The sequence below is a fragment of the Candidatus Absconditicoccus praedator genome (assembly GCF_021057185.1).
Lineage (GTDB): Bacteria > Patescibacteriota > Gracilibacteria > Absconditabacterales > Absconditicoccaceae > Absconditicoccus > Absconditicoccus praedator.
The window spans coordinates 714,532-737,503 of the sequence record NZ_CP054059.1; the positions used below are offsets into that span (position 1 = coordinate 714,532).

Sequence of the window (22,972 nt, forward strand, 5' to 3'; positions counted from 1 at the left end):
TATTAAAAATAAATTATTTGTTCATTTTAACTATATACAATTTTATAAAAATTTGTAGCGTTAAAAGGAAAGATAACAACACATATATAATTCTATTTAAGTCTATCCAATTTGGTTTATATTCATACTGTTGATTCAAACTAATCTCATTAGTAATAGTATCTACAGCTTGTGATAAATCTTCTTCAGAAGTAATATGATATGCTTTTCATCAAGAAACCTCTGCCATATTCTCCAAAAGATTATGATCAAATGTTGCTACTACTGGACTACCAAAAGAATCAGTACCTACTGTAGTATCTTCTCTACCCAAAGTTATACTATACACACTTATTCAATTTCTTGCTGCATATTCTGCAGCTTGCAGAGGATCCGACCCTTGATTAGTATCTCAATCAGTCACTACCACAATATCACCTGGATGTTGTTTTTCTCAGTAGTTTCTTAAAATATTATCTACTCAATAATAAATAGCATCTCACATTGCAGTTCATACAAATTCTCTTGTAGGAGGGAATTCGGCAAGATTAAAATCCTCCAACTTTGATTGGATAGCTTCGATTTCTGGTGAAAAAGGCATCCAATTTACTGGAATACTAGAAAATATTACAAATCCTATATTATACCCCTCCAGTTCTCATACGAAATCATATACTGCATCCTTGGCTGCCGTAAATCTAGAAGGCTCCACATCTGTAGTTGTCATAGACAAACTTACCTGAAATAAAAACTGTATATTACCAATTTTTTCTGATATCCTTTCCTCTCACAGTTTTATACTAATACTAAATGGCAACAACAAAACTAAGAAAATTATACTTCAAGCCAAGGTTTTTTCTAATATATATCTATTTTTTATCAAATATTTCAAAGGAACAACAAATGACGGCTTATAATAAAAACTCAGATAATAAAAGATAACACAAACCAACAACAGCAAAAAAAATATATAAATTCATGACCAGTCTATCTGTATATAATCAAATATCTCCATAGTATTAATTTTCTAAGATTATTGGAATTAAAGAAAACTTTTTTAAAAACAAATCAATTCATCTAAATACAAAAACATTTTTTTTAATGAATTCAATAGCAATGTTGTTTAACAAATAGGCTATGATTTTGATAATACAAAGAATATATTTTTTTTCAAGAAAAAATATAAAACACCTCCCAAAAATTCTTAAAATTATTAATTTAATTATAAATTTAAAAACTAATTGAATATTTGCAAATTGTGAATATAAACAAAGTTAAAATATTTAAAACTCTAATCAAAATATGAAAAAAATATTGTTTCTAAACTATGAATTTCCGCCTTTATGATGAGGTGCAGCTAATGCAAACTATTATCTTTTTAAAGAACTTGCTAAATACAAAGACATACAAATAACTTTAATCACTTCTTCTACCTGAAAGTACAAAGAAGAAGATTTTTCAGATAATATTAAAATATATTATTTAGATATTGGTAAAAATAATGAATCTGCTCATTTCCAAACTAACAAAGATTTGCTTAAATATTCTATGAAATCATACTTTTTTGCCAAAAAAATTTTAAAAAATGAAAACTATCACAAAATTTTCGCATTCTTTGGTATACCTTGTTGATATATAGCAGAAAAATTATCCAAAAAATTTGATATTCCTTATATAGTTTCTTTGAGAGGTTCAGATGTACCTTTTTACAATCCAAGATTTGAGAAATTAGACAAATATATATTCCAGAAACTAAGCAAAAAAATATGGAAAAATGCTGAAAAAACCATAACTTTGAGCAAGGATCTTACAAATTTAGCAAAAAAAACTTCTAGCCAACAAGAATTTACAATTTTATACAATTGAGTAGACTGTAATTTTTACAAACCAGATAACAATACAAAAAATTTAGAAAACACTACAAATATACTATTTGTATGAAGGCTAATTCAAAGAAAATGATTAGATTATCTTTTGGAAGCTTTCAAAAATCTATCTTCTAAGTATGATAAGCTAAAACTATATATTGCTTGAGATGGACCCAAAAAAGAAGAATATAATGAATATATAAAAATTAATAATCTCTCTGAAAATGTAGTGTTTTTATGAAATTTGCCAAAAGATACATTATTACAAATATATCAAAAATCACATATTTTTGTGTTGCCATCCTTAAATGAAGCATTGTGAAATGTAACTCAAGAAGCTCTTGCTTGTTGAATCCCTATCATCACTACCAAAACTTGAGCAGCTGAATTTATAAAAGATTGAGAAAACTGATATGTAATAGATAAAAAAAAATCAAAGCAAATAGAAGAAAAACTTGATATACTTATAAAAGATAAGAATTTGACTAATAAAATGTGAGAAAATAGTAGAAAAGTAGCAATTCAATATGATCGAGATAATGTTGCTGAAAAAATTTATAATTTATTATAACCAATATGAAGCAAAAATTAATAGATTTCTTCAAAAATTACAACACACCAATAAAAATAATAATAACTTTTTTACTTTTTTATATTATATTTAAGTATTTTATAGAATTTGACAAACTACTGGAAGTGATAAAAGATATAAACTTTTTTTATATACTGATAGCTACATTGCTTTGGCCATTATGACAACTTCTTAGTGCTTGGAAGCGAAATGATATTATGAAAGAATACTGAATAAATTTACCATTTTGGAAAGTTTTCCAATTATATCGAGTATGATGATTTTTTAGTAATTTTTTACCTACAACTTTTGGTTGAGATTGATATAAGTTTATTTATCTAAATAATATCCAAAAAAACAAAAAATCAGAAATCTTTTCATCAATGATATTAGAAAGAGGACTTTGATTTTTGTGACTTATCTTCTTTGTTGTTTTATTTTCAGCATTTTTTGTACATGATATTTACCAAGAAAATTTCATTTTATTTTTGATGTTGATATGACTAATATTTTCTGTAATTGGAGTATTTGCATTTATATTTTTGAATAAAAATGAGATAAATACAAATATAGAAAATAAAATTATTCAAAAATTTGTAAAACTTATAAATACAATTATTACATTTGAAAACAAAAAAGTATTGTTTAAATGATTTTTGATATCTTTGGTGTTTACTTTACTATCAGTAGTACTTACATATTTGTTCTTTTTGGCAGTATGATATGACATATCTTTTCTTTTGATATGTTTCTTGTATCCTATAATAAATATGGCAGGAATCATTCCTATATCTATTAACTCTTTGTGAGTAAAAGAATGACTTTGAATATATCTTTATTGACTTTTTTCTGTGCCTGCTGAAGTTGCCTTGGTACAAGCTTTTGTAGGTAGAATTATGCAAATAATATATACATCTGTTTGATGAATAATATATATTTTCATGGACAAGAAATCTAAATCTTAATGATTCCATTTATAAACTTGAATTCAGTCTTGATTGAATAAGTTTTCAAGCTTTACTCATCATTTCTTGAATCATTCATCATGTGGAAATCAGTCTGCTCGTTTTCAGTTTCTGTGATAATCAAGAATTAGGTATCATTTTTTGTTTTCTTTTATAATTTTTTCAAGTTTTTCAAATCTTTTTGGATTATCAAGAGGATAGTATATCATCTGTTCTACACTCATTCAGTACTCTAACTTCAAAAATCAATTAAAAGCAGTGTTTACGAAAATTTCATCTCATGAAAAATCTTTTTTGTCCAAGAATTTTTTTAGATTTTCTAACTGATAATGATAGTTTCAAGTGGTGATCTGTTGTCAATGAGTATTATCCACAACTGCATAAAAAACATTTACTGGATTAAAAATAATTATAAAAACTATAGAAAAAGTTGCATATAAGCTATATTTTTTGTAACTTTCAAAAAATATTTTGATAAAAGCAAAGCTTGAATAAATACTCATAGATATTAGGATAATAAAAAAAGGAAGTAAATAAAATATATATTTGGGTTCAAAATATCTTGCAAAGAAAAAAGTATAAAAAATTACTCCAAGCACAAAAACGTTAAAATAAAGAAAATAAAACTTATTTTTGTGCTTATAAGCAAAAATTAAAGATATAATTAAAAGTATTATTGCAAGATATTCAAATCATATTCAATACCACCAATGCATTGGTGGAGCTTCAGCTGAGAAAAAAACTTTCACAAAATCTAAATTTAATCTAGGCATCAAACTTATATCACTACTTGATCTTACAAATGCCAAAGCTCAGACTATTATAGCTCATAAAGCTAAAAATATTCATACAATATAAATTTTGGACAAAGAAAACAGCTTCTTTAATAAATCCAAACTGTCTTCAGGATATTTGTAGACAAAATAAATCAAATAATATATTGCAACAAATCAAATCAATAATACTCATACTATCAAAGTGGACAAGTTATCAATAAGCAAAGCATAAAATGCAAATCACAAAATACAAATTAAGTAAAAAATAGATAATTTATTTAAACTTTTTTCACTATTAAGCTTTTCTATGAAATTAATAAATATCAAAATAAATAGTAGTATAAAAAATACATAGTAAGAGTATTCTCTAACTTCTTGCCCCACTCATATAGCCCATGGGGATGTAATCCATAGTATACTTGCAAGATAAGCTGTAGGATTGTTTACTTTCTTGGCCAAAAAAAACAAAGGAATCACTACCAATGCCGAAAAAAAAGCTGAAAAAAACCTTCACCAAAACAAATATTCTTCAAGTCAGCTAGGATCAGCAAAATAATATGATAATGTAGTCATTATACTTACCAGCATAGCTCTAGAATACTCCATAGTTCAATGTTCAAGAAATTCATTAGCTGCAAGTGTATGAGTATTCTCATCAATAAAAGGATACAATCAATCAATATTGTATATCCTAAAAAATAATCAGAAAAAAAACATAGTAGCAATAAATATATATATTTTATACTGACAAAAAAAGTTTAGAATCTTATTTGAAAATAACATGTTTTTAGTTATAAACTTATGTAAACAAAAGAACTTATAATAGTTTTCCCAAAAAAATCAATAATATATTAGATTTAAATAGTTTAGGAAATATATGAAAAAATTTAAAAAAAAGGTTTTGTACCTTATAAGTTTTCTGATATTTATATCAATACTAACAACAACATATTTCATTTGACCCAAAAATATTGTAACCTTTGTATGACTTGAAAATATATATATACTTACCTTTTTTCTTGCAATAATATGAGGAGTATTTTTTCTTACAGCAAGTAGTTTTTATGCAAGTTTTGTAACATTTATTCTTGGATGAGCAGACTTACTTACCTTATCATTAATTAGTGCTTTTTGACTTACTATATGAGATAGTGTTTTTTATTATATTGGCAAAAAAAGCAGACTAATATGAAATGAATCAATATACAAGGACAAAATTAAAAAATTCACAAAATGGTTAAATAATTACTCTTACAAAAAAGTTTTTTTATTCATATTTTTTTATTGGGGTTTTTCACCTTTTCCAAAAGATATAGTATCTTTGTGATTTTGAATAAGTAATTACTGATTAAAAAAAATAATAATTGCTATATTTTGCGGAAATATAATGTTTACATTGTTGATATGAAATTTAGCCATATTCTGACTTATGGAATAATTTATAATATATCTTTTATGATATATCTTTTTTCATATGAGTTATTATAATAATTTCTAATCATAATATCTATCATTATTCAGAAAATAAAAATAATTATTCACACCTGGACCAGAAAAATTCACAGAAAAAGCCATCAACTCCTATTCAATGACACATCCATTATGATTTTTTGATAAAAAGCAACAAAGAAAAAAATGACTCATACTATAAAGTTTACAATTCATACAGTTCAAAAAAAATGCAGAGGTCTAGACTCATATTTTCAAATAAACCATATATAGAAAAGATCAATAAATCATTTAATAGATTTTTTCCAGTTGTACTTACTAACTCAATTTTCCCTTACTCTATGATTTACACAAATTTCTCAAACTTTGAAGCCATTTATCTTGGAAATAGCAACTATATATCTATGAATTTCAGCCCGCAAATTTAAGTTGTCAGTAACCTTTTTTCTATAAATTCTAAGGGTGCAACCACTATCTTCTACACCATCTTTTATCAATAATTTTCTTAAAAACTTTGCAACAAAGGTTATAATTCTTACAGACAAGGGGTCTTTTCTTTGTTTTCTATTTCATGCAACCAAATCCAAAGAATCTTTTTCTAGCTTATCATAAAGTCTTTTTATATCTTTGTGATCATTTTGTAAGTCTCAATCCATAGTCACCACTATGTCTCAATCAATATTTTTAAATCATGCATCCATAGCAATACTTTGTCAGTAATTCCTATTTAATCTTATTAATTTAATTTTATTGTTTTTTTGTTTTATTTCAACTAACTCATTCCAGGTATTGTCTACACTTCAATCATCTACCATAACCAACTCATGCTCCCAATCAGAAAAATCTTTATCCAAAACTTTCTGAAGTTCTTCAAAAAGTGAGTTTATATTTCCAGACTCATTAAAAAAAGTTATTACAATAGAAATTTTTTTATTCATCAATCTCAAAAATAAATAAATTTATTAATCAAAAATTATCAAACACTTCCCTCCATTTCCATATCTATTAGTTTATTCAATTCTCAAGCATATTCCAATGGAAGCTTTTTTACTATAGGACTTACAAATCAATTTACAACCATACCTGCTGCCTTATCTTCGGGAACTCATCTAGAAGTTAGATAAAAAAGTACTGTTTCATCTATTTTTCCAGAACTAGCTTCATGAGCAACAGTACTATCAGCATTTGATGCTTCTATTACAGGTATAGTATCTGATCAGGATTCTCAATCAACCAGTATTGTATCACATTCAGTTTGGTTTACTGCATTTTCTGCAGAAGGTAAGATTTTTACAATTCATCTATAATTAGCCTGTCCTCAATCTTTGCATACAGATTTACTTGTAATTTGAGAAGATGTATTTTTTCATATATGCAAAACTTTTGAGCCTGTATCATGAGTTTGTCATTGACTTGCAAAAACTGCAGAAAGGTGTTCTGCTTTTGAGTTATCACCTTTTAGAATACTCATAGGGTAAAGCATAGTTTTTCAACTTCAAAGATTTCATCAAACCCATTCCATGAAAGAATTTTCTCATACTGTAGCTCTTTTGGTATTCAAGTTGTATGTATCAATAGACCAATTTTCTACAGATGAATATCTCATAGTAGAATTATTTCAAACATATATTTCTACACATCAAGCATGTAAAGCTCTTGAATTAAACTTTGGTGCCGAACATCATTCTATATAATTACACTGAGCATTATCTTCCACGATAATTAAAGTATGCTCAAACTGTCATCATCACATTGTATTCATTCTAAAATAAGCCTGTAAAGGCTCATCAAGCTTTACTCACTCTGGTACATAAATAAAAGTTCATCAACTCCAAACTGCTCAATGCAAAGCTGCAAATTTATGATCAGTATTTGGTATTAAATTCATAAAATACTTTTTAACCAGCTCTTCATGATGATGTAATGCTTCATTCATATCTTCAAAAATTATTCATTTCTTTTCCCATTTTTCTTTCATCTTATGATACACCATACTACTATCATACTGACCTCAAGCTCCAGCTAAATACTGTCTTTCCGCCTCTGGTATTCAAAGTCTTTCAAATTTTTCTTTTATTTCTGGAGATACATCCTCCCAGTCTGTAGCATATTTTTCTAAAGCTTCAGGTTTTGCAAAAAACATTATTTCATCGAAATTTAGATCGGATATATCCGGACCAAAATTTGGCATATGAATTTGCTGAAATTTTTTCAAGCTATCCAGTCTATGATTAAGCATCCATTCTGGTTCATTGTTTTCCAGAGAAATTCTTTTAACCACGTTTTCATCAAGTCATTTAAGCATCACCGCATACTTTATGTCCTCTGGTATATCTATATAATTTTGCATTTTTTATATATAATAAAAATTAAAATCAATCTTTTTTGACAGAATCAATTAAACTTTTATCTCACTTTTTTGATACTGTTCCATCTTTCATTATAATAACATTTTCTATATCTATATATTCAAATATATCAAAATAATGTGAAACTATGATAAATGAGTTTTCTTTACTATCAATTGATCTAACCATATCTCAAAGCTGCCTCAAAGAATTTATATCAAGTCAACTATCTACTTCATCTAACATAATATATCTTGGCTCCAAAAGTTTTAATTGCAACATTTCTACTTTTCTTTTCTCTCAACCAGAAAATCAAACATTAATATCTCTAAATAACATATCTTTATCTATTCAAAGTTCTTCTGATAATGGTAAAAGCATTTTCTTAAATTTCATAAAAGATAATTGATCTTTTTTTTCAAACCTACTATTATACATTAATTTTAAGAACTCAAATAATTTAACTCAAGGGATTTCTGGAATATTTTGAAATGCAAGAAAAATTCATTTTTGAGACCTTTCTTCTGGAGACATATCCAGTAAACTTTCTCAATCTACACTTATTTCTCAGTTCGTTATTTCAAAATGAGGATGTCACATTACACAAAAAGCTAAACTAGATTTTCAACTTCAATTTTTACCAAGCACAGCATAATTTTTTCATTTTTCAAAATCTATTGAAACATTTTTTAGTATATTATTTCATTCAACTTGAGCATTCAAATTTTTGATTTTAAGCATTTTTCTATTTTAAGATTAAATAATTACAATTTTGAGGCCTCAGATCTTGCTATCTTATCTACCAATTCATTGAGTGTATTATCACTATGTCACTTTACCCAATTAAACTTTATTTGTTTAAAATCATAAATTAATAAATCTAATTCTTCCCAAAGATCTCTATTTTTTACCTCTTTTTTGTTAGATAGCTTCCAACCATTATTTTTCCAAACCTTTAAATACTGTTTAACTCAATCATGAACATACTTACTATCCGTATAAATTTCAAGATCAATTTTTTTATTTTTTATTGCTTTTAATCACTCAATAACAGCTTTAAGCTCCATTCTATTATTGGTGGTATTTCTCTCAGCTCATTTTATAGTTTTACTATTATCTTTGTAAAATAAAATTGCTGCATACCCACCATTTCCAGGGTTTCACAAACAACTTCAATCTGTATAAATTTTTATCATTTTTTGACTTTAATATATTTTTACTTATAATTTAAATTGCTACTTTATAGTATTAATTTACAAAAAAAAATCAATAATAAGTATGCTTGAATTTTTTTTACTAATTCCTATTTGTTTTTTCATATTAAACCTATGGATATGGTTTTTTGAAAGTATTTTTAAAACAGACAATAATAAGTTAATTTTTTTTCTGATACTATTTTTATGAAGCATTAGTAGTTTTAGTATTGTTCTATATCCTCAAATTTTGGGAATTCTTGAGTTAAATCAATTTAATTTTACTAAAAGAGAAAATATTGATTCATTGAACATATATTTGTACTTTTGGTTGTACCTTGTAGTTATTATAACAACTATAAAATTAATTATATGAAAATGAAAACTAAGTATGTTTTTTTTAGTAAACACAACAATTTTTAGTATATTATATTTTTTATCGTCATTTCTTTGACTAAGTTTAAACTTGGAAAAAGTATTTTTATATTATATTTTTGTAGCTTTTTGAGAAGAACTAATGAAGTTCCTGTTATCAACAATAATATTTGAAAAAATGAAATTGATTAAAACAGACATTATAGCATTTAGTATTCTTAGCGGTATTTGATTCGCATTTTTTGAGAATATAGTTTATTTAATATCAAGTATTAAGTGAGAAGATTTTTTAGTAGCAATAACGGGATGAATAAGCTTATTAATAGCAAGATGATTAATATGATTTCTTATGCACATAATATTTACCTGAAGCATATGAACAATACAAAGCTTTTACAATAACAAAAAAAATATGTTAATATTTTTAAGTTTATGAGTATTCACATGAGTATCTTTACATTATACATATGACATCCTCTTAAGTAAATGATTTTGATTTGTAATAATAATTTTTTTGATTTTATGATATTTTTACTCTACATTTTTATTTTATAAGTCAGATAGATTATATATATAATTTTTTATAAACTTAGAACATATAGATATAGATATTTTTATATTACGTAGTATGAAGTATTTACTAGAATTCAGGAAACATTAAAATTAATAATCAACAATATAAATGTATTACTCATTATTGTTATATATAGTTTTAAGTTTTCGAATTATTTTAGTATATTATTTTTTATTATTAAACACTTTATTATTTCAATTATATAAAAAAATCACACCTACTCACTATATTTTATAGTCTCTGAAATATAATTAAATCATAACATTTTTACAAACTAAAAAAACACCACTAGATGTGGTGCCTTTTTAATTATTCATTAGTAGTAATTAAAAGAGACAAAGCAGAAACAGTTTTGCCATCTTTATTATATACCTCAATAGAGAGGTGGTCCATCCGCACCTTCCGATACGGATACCTTGTTACGACTTCACCCCAGTCACTGGCTTTCCTCTCGTCCTGCATTGCAGACCTTCAAGGAACGCCAACTCCCGTGGTGTGACGGGCGGTGAGTGCAAGGAGCAGGGACATATTCACGGCGGCGTGGCTGATCCGCCATTACTAGCGATTCCAACTTCACGTAGTCGAGTTCCAGACTACGATCCGCACTAGGGACAGTTTTAAGGGATTTGCTTAACCTCACGGTTTTGCTTCCCGCTGTACTGTCCATTGTATTGTCTCTGGCGCCCGGGACATAAGGGCCATAATGACCTGACGTCATCCTCTCCTTCCTCCCTCTTGCGAGGGCAGTCTCCTTAGACATAGTAACTAAGGACGAGGGTTGCGCTCGTTTCCGGACTTAACCGGACACCTTACGGCACGAGCTGACGACGGCCATGCAGCACCTGTATAGCCCTCTCAACCGAAGTTGAGATACTCTGCTTTCACAGAGGACAGACTATATGTCAAGCCCCGGTAAGATTCTTGGCTTATTATCCAATTAACCGAGACAATCCACCGCTTGTGTACTCCCCCGCCTATCCCTTTGAGTTTCGGTCTTGCGACTGTACTCCTCAGGCGGCTCGCTTAACGCGTTAGCTTACGGCACTCCCATATAAATGAGAACACCTAGCGAGCATAGTTTACAGCATGGACTACCAGGGTATCTAATCCTGTTTGCTACCCATGCTTTCGTCCCTCACCGTCAGGATAGTTATAGCTGACTGCTTTCGCTTTCGGCATTCCTCCCGATATCAACGGATTTCACCCCTCCACCGGGAATTCCATCAGCCTCTAACTACCTCTAGCTAAGCAGTATCTACCCCCATTCCTTGGTTGAGCCAAGGTCTTTGAAAGCAGACTTACTCAGCCGGCTACGGACACTTTACGCCCAGTAATTCCGGATAACGCTTGGGACCTACGTATTACCGCGGCTGCTGGCACGTAGTTAGCCGTCCCTTATTCCTGGGGTACCGTCAGTCGTCTTCCCCCAGAAAAGGAGTTTACACCCCGTAAGGCTTCGTCCTCCACGCGGAGTCGCTGGGTCAGGGTTTCCCCCATTGCCCAAGATTCCCCACTGCTGCCCCCCGTAGGGGTATGGGCCGTGTCTCAGTCCCATTGCGGCCGACCGACCTCTCAGTCCGGCTACCCGTCGTTGCCTTGGTGAGCCTTTACCTCACCAACAAGCTGATAGGCCGCGCCCCCCTCCTAGAGCGGATAAACCTTTCCCCTATATATTTCCATTCTATAGGGCGTATGAGGGATTAGCACCGTTTCCGATGTTATCCCTCACTCCAGGGCAGGTTGAGCACGTGTTACTCGCCCGTCTGCCGCTATCCCTTGAATCCAATCCCCCTCAATTCCGAAGAAAAGAAAGTTCATGGTAGGGATCGCTCGACTTGCATGTGTTAGGCGCTCCGCTAGCGTTCATCCTGAGCCAGGGTCAAACTCTTCATGATAAACTGCTTTGCCTCTTTTAATTACCACTAATTTTAATGAACACTTAGACATACCATGCCTAATATTGGTGGCATCAATTTACTTTCCCAGCCTCAGTGAGACCAGTATCATCAACCAACAAGATCTTAACTTCTGTGTTCGAAATGGGAACAGGTGTTTCCTCTTGCTGCATTGATACCACCAGTATTAAACACAATGCTTTGTTTATAAGGATTTTTTCTTGTTTTTCAAGAAAAGATAGCTGATATTTTATATTTTTAAAAGAACGATAAGTCCGCTCGGCCGATTAGTACATCTTTGCTAAGTGTGTCGCCACACTTACACACGATGCCTATCACCCTGTAGTCTCCAGGAGGCCTTACCTCTGTATTTGCTAAACAAACACAGAGAGGGCAACCTAATCTTGGAGTTGGCTTCCCGCTTATATGCTTTCAGCGGTTATCCTTTCCCAGCATAGCTACTCAGCCGTGCTCTTGGTAGAACAACTGATACACTAGAGGCTGGTCCACTCCGGTCCTCTCGTACTAAGAGCAGATCTCCTCAGGTTGCCTACGGGTGTGGTAGATAGGGGCCGAACTGTCTCACGACGTTCTGAACCCAGCTCGCGTACCGCTTTAATGGGCGAACAGCCCAACCCTTGGGACCGACTACAGCCCCAGGATGCGACGAGCCGACATCGAGGTGCCAAACAGGGCCGTCGATATGAACTCTTGGGCCCTATTAGCCTGTTATCCCCGGAGTAGCTTTTATCCGTTGAGCGGGCTTCTTTCCACACAGCAAGCCCGGATCACTTTCACCTAGTTTCCTACCTGTTCGACCTGTCAGTCTCACAGTCAAGCTGGCTTGTGCGAATACACTTTCACCACGGTTTCCATCCGTAGTAAGCCAACCTTTGTGCGCCTCCGTTACTCTTTGGGAGGCATCCGCCCCAGATAAACTGCCTAGCAGACGCTGTCCCTCTATCCAGAGGTTAGTGCCAAAATATACAAAGGGTGGTATCTCACTTTCAACTCCACTCCAACTAGCGTTGGAGCTTCCAAGTTTCCCACCTATACTGAACAATGCATACTTCGACACAACATCAACCTGCAGTAAAGCTTCACGGGGTCTTTCCGTCTTACCACACCTACCCGGCATTTTTACCGGGAATGTAATTTCACCGAGTCCAGGGACGAGACAGTGTGGGGATGATTACGCCATTCATGCGGGTCGGAACTTACCCGACAAGGAATTTCGCTACCTTAGGACCGTCATAGTTACGGCCGTCGTTTACCAGTGCTTCGCTCCTTAGCTTACACCAAGAAGGTTAACATTCTGGTACTGGACAGGCGTCGCCTCCTATACCTCCTCTTTCGAGTTAGCAGGAAGCTGTGTTTTTGGTAAACAGTTCCCCCCACGTCATTCGCTGCGCCCTAACTCTCATTAGGGAGGGCTTATCCCGAAGTTACGCCCGCTAATTTGCCGAGTTCCTTATCCCTGGTTAACTCGATCGCCTTGGTGTTCTCCACCTGCCTACCTGTGTCGGTTCTGGGTACGGGCTGTTTATATTTAAGCTTAGAGGTTTTTCTTGGCACCAGAACTACAAAACTCTCCTACAAAAGCAGGATCGCATTCGCGCCTTGGTTTTATCTACAAAACGGATTTTCCTATTTTGTACCCATAAAGTCACCTTAGCACTTAGACACTATAAATCCTTATAATACTTTTGCTCGTCCCGATGCGTCACCCCTTCGCAATATAAACAGGGGCAGGAATATTAACCTGCTATCCATCGGTTCACCCTTTCGGGATTCCCTTAGGCCCCGCCTAACCCTACGTCGATGAACGTTGCGTAGGAATCCTTAGGCTTCCGGCGTGCCGAATTTTCATCGGCAGACGTTACTCATGCCAGCATTATCACTTCTATACAGTCCAGCATGCTTTTCAGCACACCTTCAGTCCGTATAGAACGCTCCCCTACCGCCTTCGAATAAATCGAAGACCATCGACTTCGGTGAATGGCTTGAGCCCCGTTACGTCTTCGGCGCTTTCCCACTTGTTCAGTGAGCTGTTACGCACTCTTTAAAGGATTGCTGCTTCTAAGCAAACCTACTGAATGTCTCAGCAGGAAAACATCCTTTTCCACTTAGCCATTTCTTTGGGACCTTAGTCGGATGTCTGGGCTGTTTCCCTCTCGACTATGAAGCTTATCCCCCATAGTCTAACTCCACGGCATTCTTCATAGCATTCGAAGTTTAGCAAGGTTTGGTAATGCCTCTCGGCACCCCTAGCCTTACCAGAGCTCTACCTCTATGAAGTTCAAACCGCAGGTCAACCCTAAAGTTGTTTCGGGGAGAACCAGCTATCACCACATTCGATGAGCTTTTCACTCCTACCCACAAGTCATCCGAAGGACTTGCAGCTCCAACCGGTTCGGACCTTCAGGCCGGTTTCCCGACCCTTCATCCTGCTCATGGGTAGCTCATGTGGCTTCGGGTCTATTGACAGAAACTAAGCGCCCTATTAAGACTCGGTTTCCCTACGGCTTCAGCTATACCTGCCTTAACCTTGCTCCTGCCAATAACTCGCTGGCCCATTCGACAATAGGTACGTGGTCATTTCACAAATGAAACTCCCACTCCCTTGTAAACTTAGGGTTTCAGGTTCTATTTCACTCCCGTTTCTCGGGTTCTTTTCACCTTTCCCTCACGGTACTATACGCTATCGATGTAAAAGAGTATTTAGCCTTACCCGGTGGTCCGGGCAGATTCACGCCATGTTCCACGTGCATGACGCTACTTGGGCAGCTGATGACAGGAGCTGCTTTGCTTTTATCTACAGGGCTATCACCTTCTATGGCTTAGCTTTCCAACTAATTCGACTAACAAAGCAACTTACCCTGAGCACTCCCTAGATGCTCACATCAACCCCCACTACCCTGCCACAGCAACAGCCAGGGCTTTTAACACTGCAGCAGTTTGGGCTCTTCCCCGTTCGCTCGTCACTACTTAGGGAATCTCTTACGATTTCTTTTCCTCAGGGTACTGAGATATTTCACTTCCCCTGGTCCCCACCTCAATCTAATATGAGGCAGTCCGATATACGGACTGGGTTACCCCATTCGGAAATCCTCGACTAATAACGGCTGTTGGCGCCTTATCGAGGCTTTTCGCAGCCAACCACGTCCTTCTTCGGCTCTTTTACTCTAGGCATCCACCCTAAGCTCTTAAAAGACTTATCGCCTTCTAAAAATATAAAATACCAACTGTTAATGAACTCTCTTCAATGTGTAATAACTAATATAATGATTTGTTTTTTGTTTTCAAGAGATTTTTAGACTTTTTTATTTTGTTCTCTTGTTTTAGACAAAAATAAAAAGCAAATTTATTTTGCTAGATATTTTTTAATCTGTTAATGTAATATGTAATATAAAGATATAGTTTTATTTTTCAAGAGATTTTTAGACTTTTTTCCAAAAAAATTCTTGTCTTGGCAGTTTTTGCCCATCCTCTTGGTTTTTTAATATTTTTTTTAATGCTTCTTCAAGAAAAATGCCGGTTTGACTTCACTTAAATAAAACCAAAAATTCTTCACTATTTTTTTTCAAAAAGTTATTTAAATAATCTCATAAATCATAGGAATTTGCAAATAAAAATACATTTTGCATATCAAATCAAATCTTACTCAATTCATCATAGGTAAAGCTTTTAGTATTTTCTCATAATAAGAATACATAATCTGCAAATCACAATATATAAGAAGCCATCAATCTGTGCTCCTGTTCTGAAAAATCTCCCAATTCTCTCATATCTCCAAAAACAAAAATTACAGAATGATTGGAATAAAATTTATCTTTTATATTAGCAGTATTGTTAATAACTTTTTTCGTACTTTCTGGTGAAGCATTATATGTAGAATCTATCAAAACAGATCAATTTATACCCTCAAATATTGAGAACCTACCTGGCTGTGAATAAACACTCAAACTTAAATCTCACATTCATTCAACAACAGAATTATTATATCAAAAATTCCTATAGACTATATCTAATATTGCATATCACAATGTTATATATCATGCATTTTCTTTTCACAAAATATTAGTTGAAATATTTATATCCAAATTATTAATTTTTCATTTAAATTTTGAATTTATTTTACCATCTTCATAAACATAATCAAATTTTTCAAATCAAATTTGAGCATTATCTTTACCTGTAGTTGTAAAATATATAATATCACAACCTACATTTAAGCTGTTTTTAGTGTATGAGTCATCATAATTCAAAAAAGAAACATTTTTAGTGTTTTTTACAAGCTTAATTTTTTCTTCTGCAGTAACATCAGGACTTGAAAAATTTAAACAATGAACTTTATCTATTCAAGTAAATATTGAAATATCTGGCTTAACAACATCCAACAAAAAATCCATTTCACCTACCTCATCTATTCCATACTCTAAGAATAGCACATCATAACTTGGTTTTGAAAAGATAAAACTTCTTAAAACCCTTAATAAAATTTTAAGGAATCAAATTTTTGTAGGAACATAATCTGATATTTCAAAAATAGATAAACTTAATCAAAAACTTCAATTATAGTTTTTTGGAGAAGTATAAATATTTATATCATTATCTGACAATATTTTTGAAATTATCATTCTACTTGTAGTTTTTCATATACTTCAAGTTACTCATATCACAAAAACATCTTTTTTCTTTAAATGTATTTTTGCAAGTTTTCAAATAATATTAAAAAAACTTTTTTTTATCTTCTCTTTCATAAAGCAAGTAATTAATTCATATAAATATTAAGTTAACTGTCTAATAACTTGATAAACTATTAGTAAAAACAAAAATATTAATATTACAACTAAGAATATAGCTTTTATTATATTTTTTGCTTTGTTCCAAGCTTCTTCATCTCACCTGGATGTTATCAGCAATATTCAAGCATAAAAGATGGTAAGCAACAACAATCATCACAAAACATATCATATAATTTGAGCAAAATCAATTAATAAACTAGCTGCTTCACTAACAAACTCATCTTGTTGTGCAATATAATAAACAAAATCTATCACCTTAATAAATATCAAAGCAATAATTACATTTAAAAATCATTTTTTTGCATTTGAAATTTTATCCTCACTATCGTATGCTTGAATAATTCTGTATCAGTAATAAAATATCATTACTACTGCTGCAAAGAATGCTCAAGCTTTTAAAAATGCTAACACCTGAAACATCAAAGAGTCTTGAAATTCTGTAACCAAATCATCAGTTCACTGAACTGTTCATAAACTTAGAGCAGTTCAAAATATCCAAACTGAACCAAAAAACAAAAGTCATCAATAAAAAATATACAAAATATTCATTTTTGCTTTCTTAAGCTCTGATTCGTCATTTGCTTTCAATAAAAATTGAGCTCATGCCCACACTAAAAAAAATATAAATATTCACACTCATATAACTCTTAACACATTCCAAAGCTGTCATCATCATTCATATGGTGAAAATAAGTTTCATATATTTTGCATCAAACTATTTTCTGCATCAACATTTAATTGATATGTTGTGTTTTCATATCAGTCTTCTGCTACTCCTTGAAAAGAAGGTGCTGCTAGAACAAATGATGATATCAAAAAAACTATCAAGGTAACAAACATAAATTTCAGTATTTTCATTTTCCTTTTTTAGTTTTAAACTTTCATTTAGGTAATATTAGCAAGAAGAGACATAACTAGTTGTATAATAACATAGAAACCAGTCATTATTAGAACTCAAACTCAAAGATACATAAGCCTTGTTTTTACCTTTTCCAAAACACTTTCATTCATTGAAGTTGTAACAAGCAATAATCAGTTGTATATAATAAGTATAACTGCTATACTAAGACCAATAAATACAGCCCAATTTATATATGTTCAAATCTCCATCCTTACTCAGTCCAATGTTCATTCAACAGATCATCAGGGCTGTCTTTGAACATGATCAAGCTGGGTATCCTGAACACCCCTTCATTCTCTTACTTGATCTAAAACATCATTTGGAGAAGCATCTCTACTTCATCGTTTAACTGGTCACTGATCTCAATCTCATCATTCCGCATACGAAAAAGATAACAAAGAAAAAGCTAACACAAAACAAAACAATATTAATTTATTCAACAAAAACATATTTTTTTTTATTTATAAATGCTTTAATAAAATATTACTAAAAAACTAAAAAAAATCAAGCAAAGAAAAAAAGCCTGTAGCATAAATAAATTACTACAGACTTTTTATTACTAAATTTAAATATTTACATTTTTAATTTTTTGAGTCCTTATTGTCTTCATTTTTTTCGGAATCTTCAACAACCTCTGCTTCTGTTGTTTGAGCACCCTCTGGAGATTCTGTTGAAGTTTCTTGTTGCTGATTTGCAGCTGCATACTGTTGCATTAAGTTTGAAACTTCAGTTTGTAGTTTTTGAGTTTGTTCATCTATTTGTTCTTTGGTTGAGTTTTCATCATCTTTAACTGCTCTTGCATCTGTTATTAGATTTTGTATTTTGTCTTTATCTTCATCTGATAGGTTTGATTCTTGTTCTTTTTGGAAGTTTTCCAACTGATATATCATTGCATCCAATTGATTTTTTGCCTCTACCATTTCTTTTCTTTTCTTATCTTCTTCTGCAAATTTTTCTGCTTCTTGTTGCATTTTGTTTACTTCATCTTCTGAAATATTAGTTGCTCACTGTATTGTAACTTTTTGCTCTTTTCAGGTAGTTTTTTCTTTTGCTGAAACATTCAATATTCAGTTAGCATCAATATCAAACGTTACCTCTATCTGAGCTTCTCATCTTCTCATAGGAGGAATTCACTCTAAGTTGAACATACCAAGATTTTTGTTGTCTTGTGCCATACTTCTTTCACCTTGATATACATTAATTGTAACAGCTGGTTGATTGTCTTGAGCTGTTGTATAAGTTTTGGATTTACTGGCCGGAATTGTAGTGTTCCTTGGTATCACAGTATCCAGAAGTCATCATTCTACTTCTACTCACAAACTCAATGGAGTCACATCCAAAAGCAATATATCCTTGGAGTCTCATTGCAATATTCAACCTTGAATTGCAGCTCATAATGCAACTGCTTCATCAGGATTTACAGTCATTTTTGGTTCTTTTCCAAAAAGTTCTTTTACAGTATCTCTTACCAAAGGCACCCTTGTACTTCATCAAACCAAAATAACCTCATTAATTTCTCCTGAGCTTACTCAAGCATCACTTAGGGCATCTTGTACAGGCTTTCTTGTTTTGTCCACCAAAGATTTTATCAAATTTTCAAAAGTAGCTCTTGTAATATTTGTTTGAAGATGTTTAGGCTGACCATCAGAACCACTTGTGATATATGGTATATTTATTTCTACGTTTTCAGTTTGTGATAATTGTATTTTAGTGTTTTCTGCTTCTTCTTTCAGTCTTTGCATAGCCATAGGATCATCTCAAAGATCCATTCATTCAGCTTTTTTAAACTCTTCTTTTAAATGATTCACCAAAGCTTCATCAAAGTCTGCACCTCACAAACTTGTATCTCAAGAAGTAGACAAAACTTGGAATGTTCACTCTGATCAAATATCTAGTATTGTAACATCAAATGTTCAACCTCAAAGGTCATAAACCGCTATTTTTTCATCTTTTTGAGAATCCAATCAGTAAGATAATGCTGCTGCTGTTGGTTCATTTATTATTCTTTCAACCTTAAGACCGGCTATCTCACCTGCTGCTTTTGTGGCATTTCTTTGAGAATCATTGAAGTGAGCAGGTACAGTTATTACTGCACTATCTACTGTTTCTCAAAGATATTTTTCCGCATCTTGTTTGATTTTTTGAAGAACAAAAGCTGAAATCTGTTCTGGTTTGTAATCTTTTCAGTCTACTTCTATCAAAACTCAATCATCTGATCATTTTTTTGTCTTGTAAGAAACAGAATTTACCTCTTTTTGTACCTCAGTATATTTGTGTCATATAAATCTTTTAGCTTCATACACTACATTTTCTGGTTCTAATACAGCTTTTCTTTTTGCAAGCTTTCAAACCAAAAGCTGATCTCATTTTATATAAACAACTGATGGTGTTGTTCTATCTCATTCTTCATTTGGTATAATTTCAGGCTTTTCTCATAAGGTATAAGCAAAAGCAGAGTTAGTTGTTCAAAGATCAATTCATATTATTTTACCCATATTTTCTAAACATTTAAGAAATAAATTTTTTTTAAGCTTCCAATATAGCACCTAAAATATATAGATGCTATTAAAAATTTCAAGAGATTTTTAAATTTTTTAAAGTTCTACCTTTTGTGTCCAAATATCCATTTGTTGTATTTGTCAGCTATGAGTTACTACATAAAATTTCACATTATTGAATTTTACAAAATTTTCCAAAAGGTCTGATATTTTTCATATACTTTCATTATCAAGATTGTTGATAGTTTCATCCAAAAATAAAAATTTTGTTCTCAAAAAACTACATACTGTAAGTATCCAACATATTCTCAAAACTGCTGTTTGTCATCAACTAAGTGATTTTACGGGTCTTTTTCAGTACTTATCTACAATATTTATTTCAAGCTCTAATTTCTCTGATGGTTTTTTCTCCAAATCGAAATCAACTTCAAAATCCACTACTTGACCAAGATAGTTGTTTAAAACTGATGAAATTTGAGGTAAAAAATTTTGCAGTATCACCAACATTAATTCTTTTGAAAAAATATTGTACAAATCCGACAACACTTTTTCTTCATCTTTCAGTTTTTCTATTTTTAATTTCAATTCAGAAAAATCTTCCTTCAAGGAGTTAATATTTCAGATAGCTTCAAGAACTTTATCAAGCTTTTTTTCATCTTCTTGTAGTTTATCAAACTCAAACTCATCAATTTGTTTTCTTAATTTTGCCAATTTGTCTTCCAAGGATTTTTTTTTGGTTTGAAGCTGTTTTTTTTGAGTCGTGTAAGAATCAATTTTTGATTTGAATCCAACAATTTCTTCTTCAAGTTTTTGAATATCCTCCACCCTTTGTTCATATTCTTGTATTTTTTTGTCCAAGTCATTTTTTGAATTATCAAGCTTTCTATACTCTTCTATATTTTCTTTTATTTTTTTTCGATTTATTTTCTCCATAAATTCCAAATTATCCGAAATTTTCTTATCTATATTTTCTATATTTTTTCCATATTCATTATTTTTTCTTTCAAAATCCAACTCTTTCATCTGGTTTTCAAGTTCTTTGATTTCTTTATCTACTTGTAGGAAAAAATCAGAAAAATAATTTTTAGGATTTTTATCAACAGCAGTTTTTTGCTTTTTAAGATCAGATATTTGAGTATCTATTTCTTCGATTTTTTTATCATATTGTTGCTCATCCAAAAGTTTTTTTAGTTTAGTTAGTTCTTCTTCATATTCATGTTTTTGAGTTTTAAATTGGGATATTACATCACTTTTTATCTCATCCATATAAGGACAATCATCTTTTATTTTTTCACAATAAAATTTTGACTGAAAAGAAATATCTTCTCATATTTTTTTTATCTTTTTTTCGTACTGGTCAATTTGGTCCAAAATATCCTTATGTTGTTTTTTATAATCTTGTTTTTGATTTTCAAGCTTTGAGATCTGTATATCTGTTTTGGCTTTATAGTTTTCTATTTTTTCTTGTAAATTTTTATGTGTAGTTGTTCATTCTTGAAAAGAAAGGTTATCAATTTTTTCTTGTATATTTGCTTTTTGAGAATTGATAAGCTCAATTTGAGAAAGGTAGTAATTTTTCTGCTCTCTTAAGTTTTTTCAATCTGAAATAATATTATCCACTATAGAGTTTGCTTCATATATATCATTAACATCATATCAGTATTTTTTGAAAACATCAAAATTTAGATCTTTTATGATATTTTCCTGGTTTTCTTGTATTTGAGATTTTTTTTGTTTCAATGTTTTTACATCAAAATTTTTCAATTCATCCAGTTTTTTCTGTTTTTGTGATATTTCATTGTTTATACTTTCTATATTTTCATGAATCTGATCAATTTGTTTGGAGTTGTCTGAAATATCTTGTTTGATATAAGTTTCTTGAGACAGAAGCTCTTGATAAGAGTTTTTTTTCTGTTCAAGCTTGTATTTAATATCCAAAAACTCTTTTTTATTTAGCTGAAAATCAAACTTAGAAAATGTAATATTTTCAATATTTTCTCATACGAAAAATTTTAAATCTTCCAGTATATCTATCTTGTTTTGAAAAAATGAAAATTCCGAATTATTAGTAATTTCCAAAAGATTTTTCTTTAGTTTTTGATCATAGTATGAACTATCTTGATATGCTTTTAGTTTGGATTGTACATCTTTTTTATCTTGGTGTATAATGTCTTTTCGATAATCTATTCATACAAGATTAAAAACCTCCTTTAAAACATCAATCCTTTCTGAAGGAGTTAAGTGAAATATACTCATTCAATCCTGCAAATAAATATTTTTATTCAAAAAAACATTTCTTTCTGGGATAACATCCATTATTGTTTTTTGAAGTTCTTGTTCTGACTTAAAAGCTACCTTTTCACAAACATCCTCACCTAAAAAATAGGAAAAATCTTGATCATAAACCACAACTGATCAAAGTTTTTCCTGAAGGTTATCCAACACATTAGTACTATTGTCTATTGTAAAAAGTTTTGAAGAAACACTTTCTCATCATGATTTTGTTTTTTTGACATCTCTTTGAAGTAAGTAATAATTTCAGCTTTCCTCAAACAAAATTTTAACAAATCCTTTTTCAGAATTTTTGTTTAAGATGGGTCTTTGAGACCATTTATAAAGTCAAAAAACAGGTCAATCAAAAAACAAAAAACTCTTACCTGTTCAAATAGGTGCTGTTATAAGAACCTTTCATTCGTGGAAATTTATTGTAATAGTATTTGATACAAAAGGTCAAATATTTTGATAACTTGCAAAAAGTATGTTCATATAATC

At 31.1% G+C, this 22,972-nt stretch carries 15 protein-coding genes and 3 rRNA genes; 4 read left to right on the plus strand and 14 right to left on the minus strand.

Annotated elements, in window-relative coordinates:
- Positions 1-13: 13 nt before the first annotated feature.
- Complete coding sequence (locus HLG78_RS03550) at positions 14-994, minus strand: vWA domain-containing protein (protein WP_231176243.1); 981 nt, start codon at positions 992-994, stop codon at positions 14-16.
- Positions 995-1,281: 287 nt separating this feature from the next.
- Between HLG78_RS03550 and HLG78_RS03555 the strand changes: the two genes are divergently transcribed.
- Together HLG78_RS03555 and HLG78_RS03560 are read left to right on the plus strand one after the other, a co-directional pair.
- Positions 1,282-2,418, plus strand: a complete 1,137-nt coding sequence (locus tag HLG78_RS03555; protein ID WP_231176244.1) for a glycosyltransferase family 4 protein — start codon at positions 1,282-1,284, stop codon at positions 2,416-2,418.
- Positions 2,419-2,423: 5 nt separating this feature from the next.
- On the plus strand, positions 2,424-3,383 hold the full coding sequence (locus HLG78_RS03560; RefSeq protein WP_231176245.1) for a lysylphosphatidylglycerol synthase transmembrane domain-containing protein: 960 nt from the start codon (positions 2,424-2,426) through the stop codon (positions 3,381-3,383).
- On the opposite strand, the gene HLG78_RS03565 is transcribed toward HLG78_RS03560, so the two are convergent.
- A complete protein-coding gene (locus tag HLG78_RS03565) occupies positions 3,380-4,876 on the minus strand; it encodes a hypothetical protein (RefSeq protein WP_231176246.1) in 1,497 nt (498 codons plus the stop codon). The two genes, HLG78_RS03560 and HLG78_RS03565, sit on opposite strands and share 4 nt — an antisense overlap.
- Before the next feature lie 160 nt (positions 4,877-5,036).
- On the opposite strand from HLG78_RS03565, the gene HLG78_RS03570 reads away from it, so the two are divergent.
- Positions 5,037-5,597: a VTT domain-containing protein gene (locus HLG78_RS03570; RefSeq protein ID WP_231176247.1), complete on the plus strand. Its 561-nt coding sequence runs from the start codon at positions 5,037-5,039 to the stop codon at positions 5,595-5,597.
- A 1-nt stretch (position 5,598) separates the two neighbouring features.
- On the opposite strand, the gene HLG78_RS03575 is transcribed toward HLG78_RS03570, so the two are convergent.
- The 4 genes from HLG78_RS03575 to rnhA are packed head-to-tail and all read right to left on the minus strand — an operon-like array spanning position 5,599 to position 9,152.
- On the minus strand, positions 5,599-6,546 hold the full coding sequence (locus HLG78_RS03575) for a glycosyltransferase family 2 protein (protein WP_231176248.1): 948 nt from the start codon (positions 6,544-6,546) through the stop codon (positions 5,599-5,601).
- Positions 6,547-6,581: 35 nt separating this feature from the next.
- Positions 6,582-7,958, minus strand: coding sequence for a Fe-S cluster assembly protein SufB (sufB, locus tag HLG78_RS03580; protein ID WP_231176249.1), 1,377 nt, complete (start codon positions 7,956-7,958; stop codon positions 6,582-6,584).
- Positions 7,959-7,977: 19 nt separating this feature from the next.
- Positions 7,978-8,697 carry a Fe-S cluster assembly ATPase SufC gene (gene sufC, locus HLG78_RS03585; RefSeq protein ID WP_231176250.1) on the minus strand — a complete coding sequence of 240 codons (720 nt, stop codon included), beginning with the start codon at positions 8,695-8,697 and terminating at the stop codon, positions 7,978-7,980.
- Positions 8,698-8,720: 23 nt separating this feature from the next.
- On the minus strand, positions 8,721-9,152 hold the full coding sequence (gene rnhA / locus HLG78_RS03590; protein WP_231176251.1) for a ribonuclease HI: 432 nt from the start codon (positions 9,150-9,152) through the stop codon (positions 8,721-8,723).
- Positions 9,153-9,702: 550 nt separating this feature from the next.
- On the opposite strand from rnhA, the gene HLG78_RS03595 reads away from it, so the two are divergent.
- Complete coding sequence (locus HLG78_RS03595) at positions 9,703-10,101, plus strand: PrsW family glutamic-type intramembrane protease (protein WP_231176252.1); 399 nt, start codon at positions 9,703-9,705, stop codon at positions 10,099-10,101.
- A gap of 374 nt (positions 10,102-10,475) precedes the next feature.
- On the opposite strand, the gene HLG78_RS03600 is transcribed toward HLG78_RS03595, so the two are convergent.
- The 8 genes from HLG78_RS03600 to HLG78_RS03635 form a co-directional block, all read right to left on the minus strand.
- Positions 10,476-11,993: ribosomal RNA gene (locus HLG78_RS03600) — 16S ribosomal RNA — on the minus strand.
- 66 nt (positions 11,994-12,059) lie between these two features.
- A 5S ribosomal RNA gene (rrf, locus tag HLG78_RS03605) occupies positions 12,060-12,176 on the minus strand.
- An 83-nt stretch (positions 12,177-12,259) separates the two neighbouring features.
- A 23S ribosomal RNA gene (locus HLG78_RS03610) occupies positions 12,260-15,213 on the minus strand.
- Positions 15,214-15,433: 220 nt separating this feature from the next.
- A complete protein-coding gene (locus HLG78_RS03615; protein WP_231176253.1) occupies positions 15,434-16,756 on the minus strand; it encodes a Mur ligase family protein in 1,323 nt (440 codons plus the stop codon).
- A 27-nt stretch (positions 16,757-16,783) separates the two neighbouring features.
- Entirely contained in the window at positions 16,784-17,659 is an 876-nt protein-coding gene (locus tag HLG78_RS03620) for a hypothetical protein (RefSeq protein WP_231176254.1), read from the minus strand.
- A 27-nt stretch (positions 17,660-17,686) separates the two neighbouring features.
- Entirely contained in the window at positions 17,687-18,151 is a 465-nt protein-coding gene (locus tag HLG78_RS03625) for a hypothetical protein (RefSeq protein ID WP_231176255.1), read from the minus strand.
- A gap of 132 nt (positions 18,152-18,283) precedes the next feature.
- Positions 18,284-20,197 (minus strand): molecular chaperone DnaK, encoded by a 1,914-nt coding sequence (gene dnaK, locus HLG78_RS03630; protein WP_231176256.1) that lies wholly within the window; start codon positions 20,195-20,197, stop codon positions 18,284-18,286.
- A gap of 99 nt (positions 20,198-20,296) precedes the next feature.
- Complete coding sequence (locus tag HLG78_RS03635) at positions 20,297-22,966, minus strand: AAA family ATPase (protein WP_231176257.1); 2,670 nt, start codon at positions 22,964-22,966, stop codon at positions 20,297-20,299.
- Positions 22,967-22,972 lie beyond the last annotated feature (6 nt).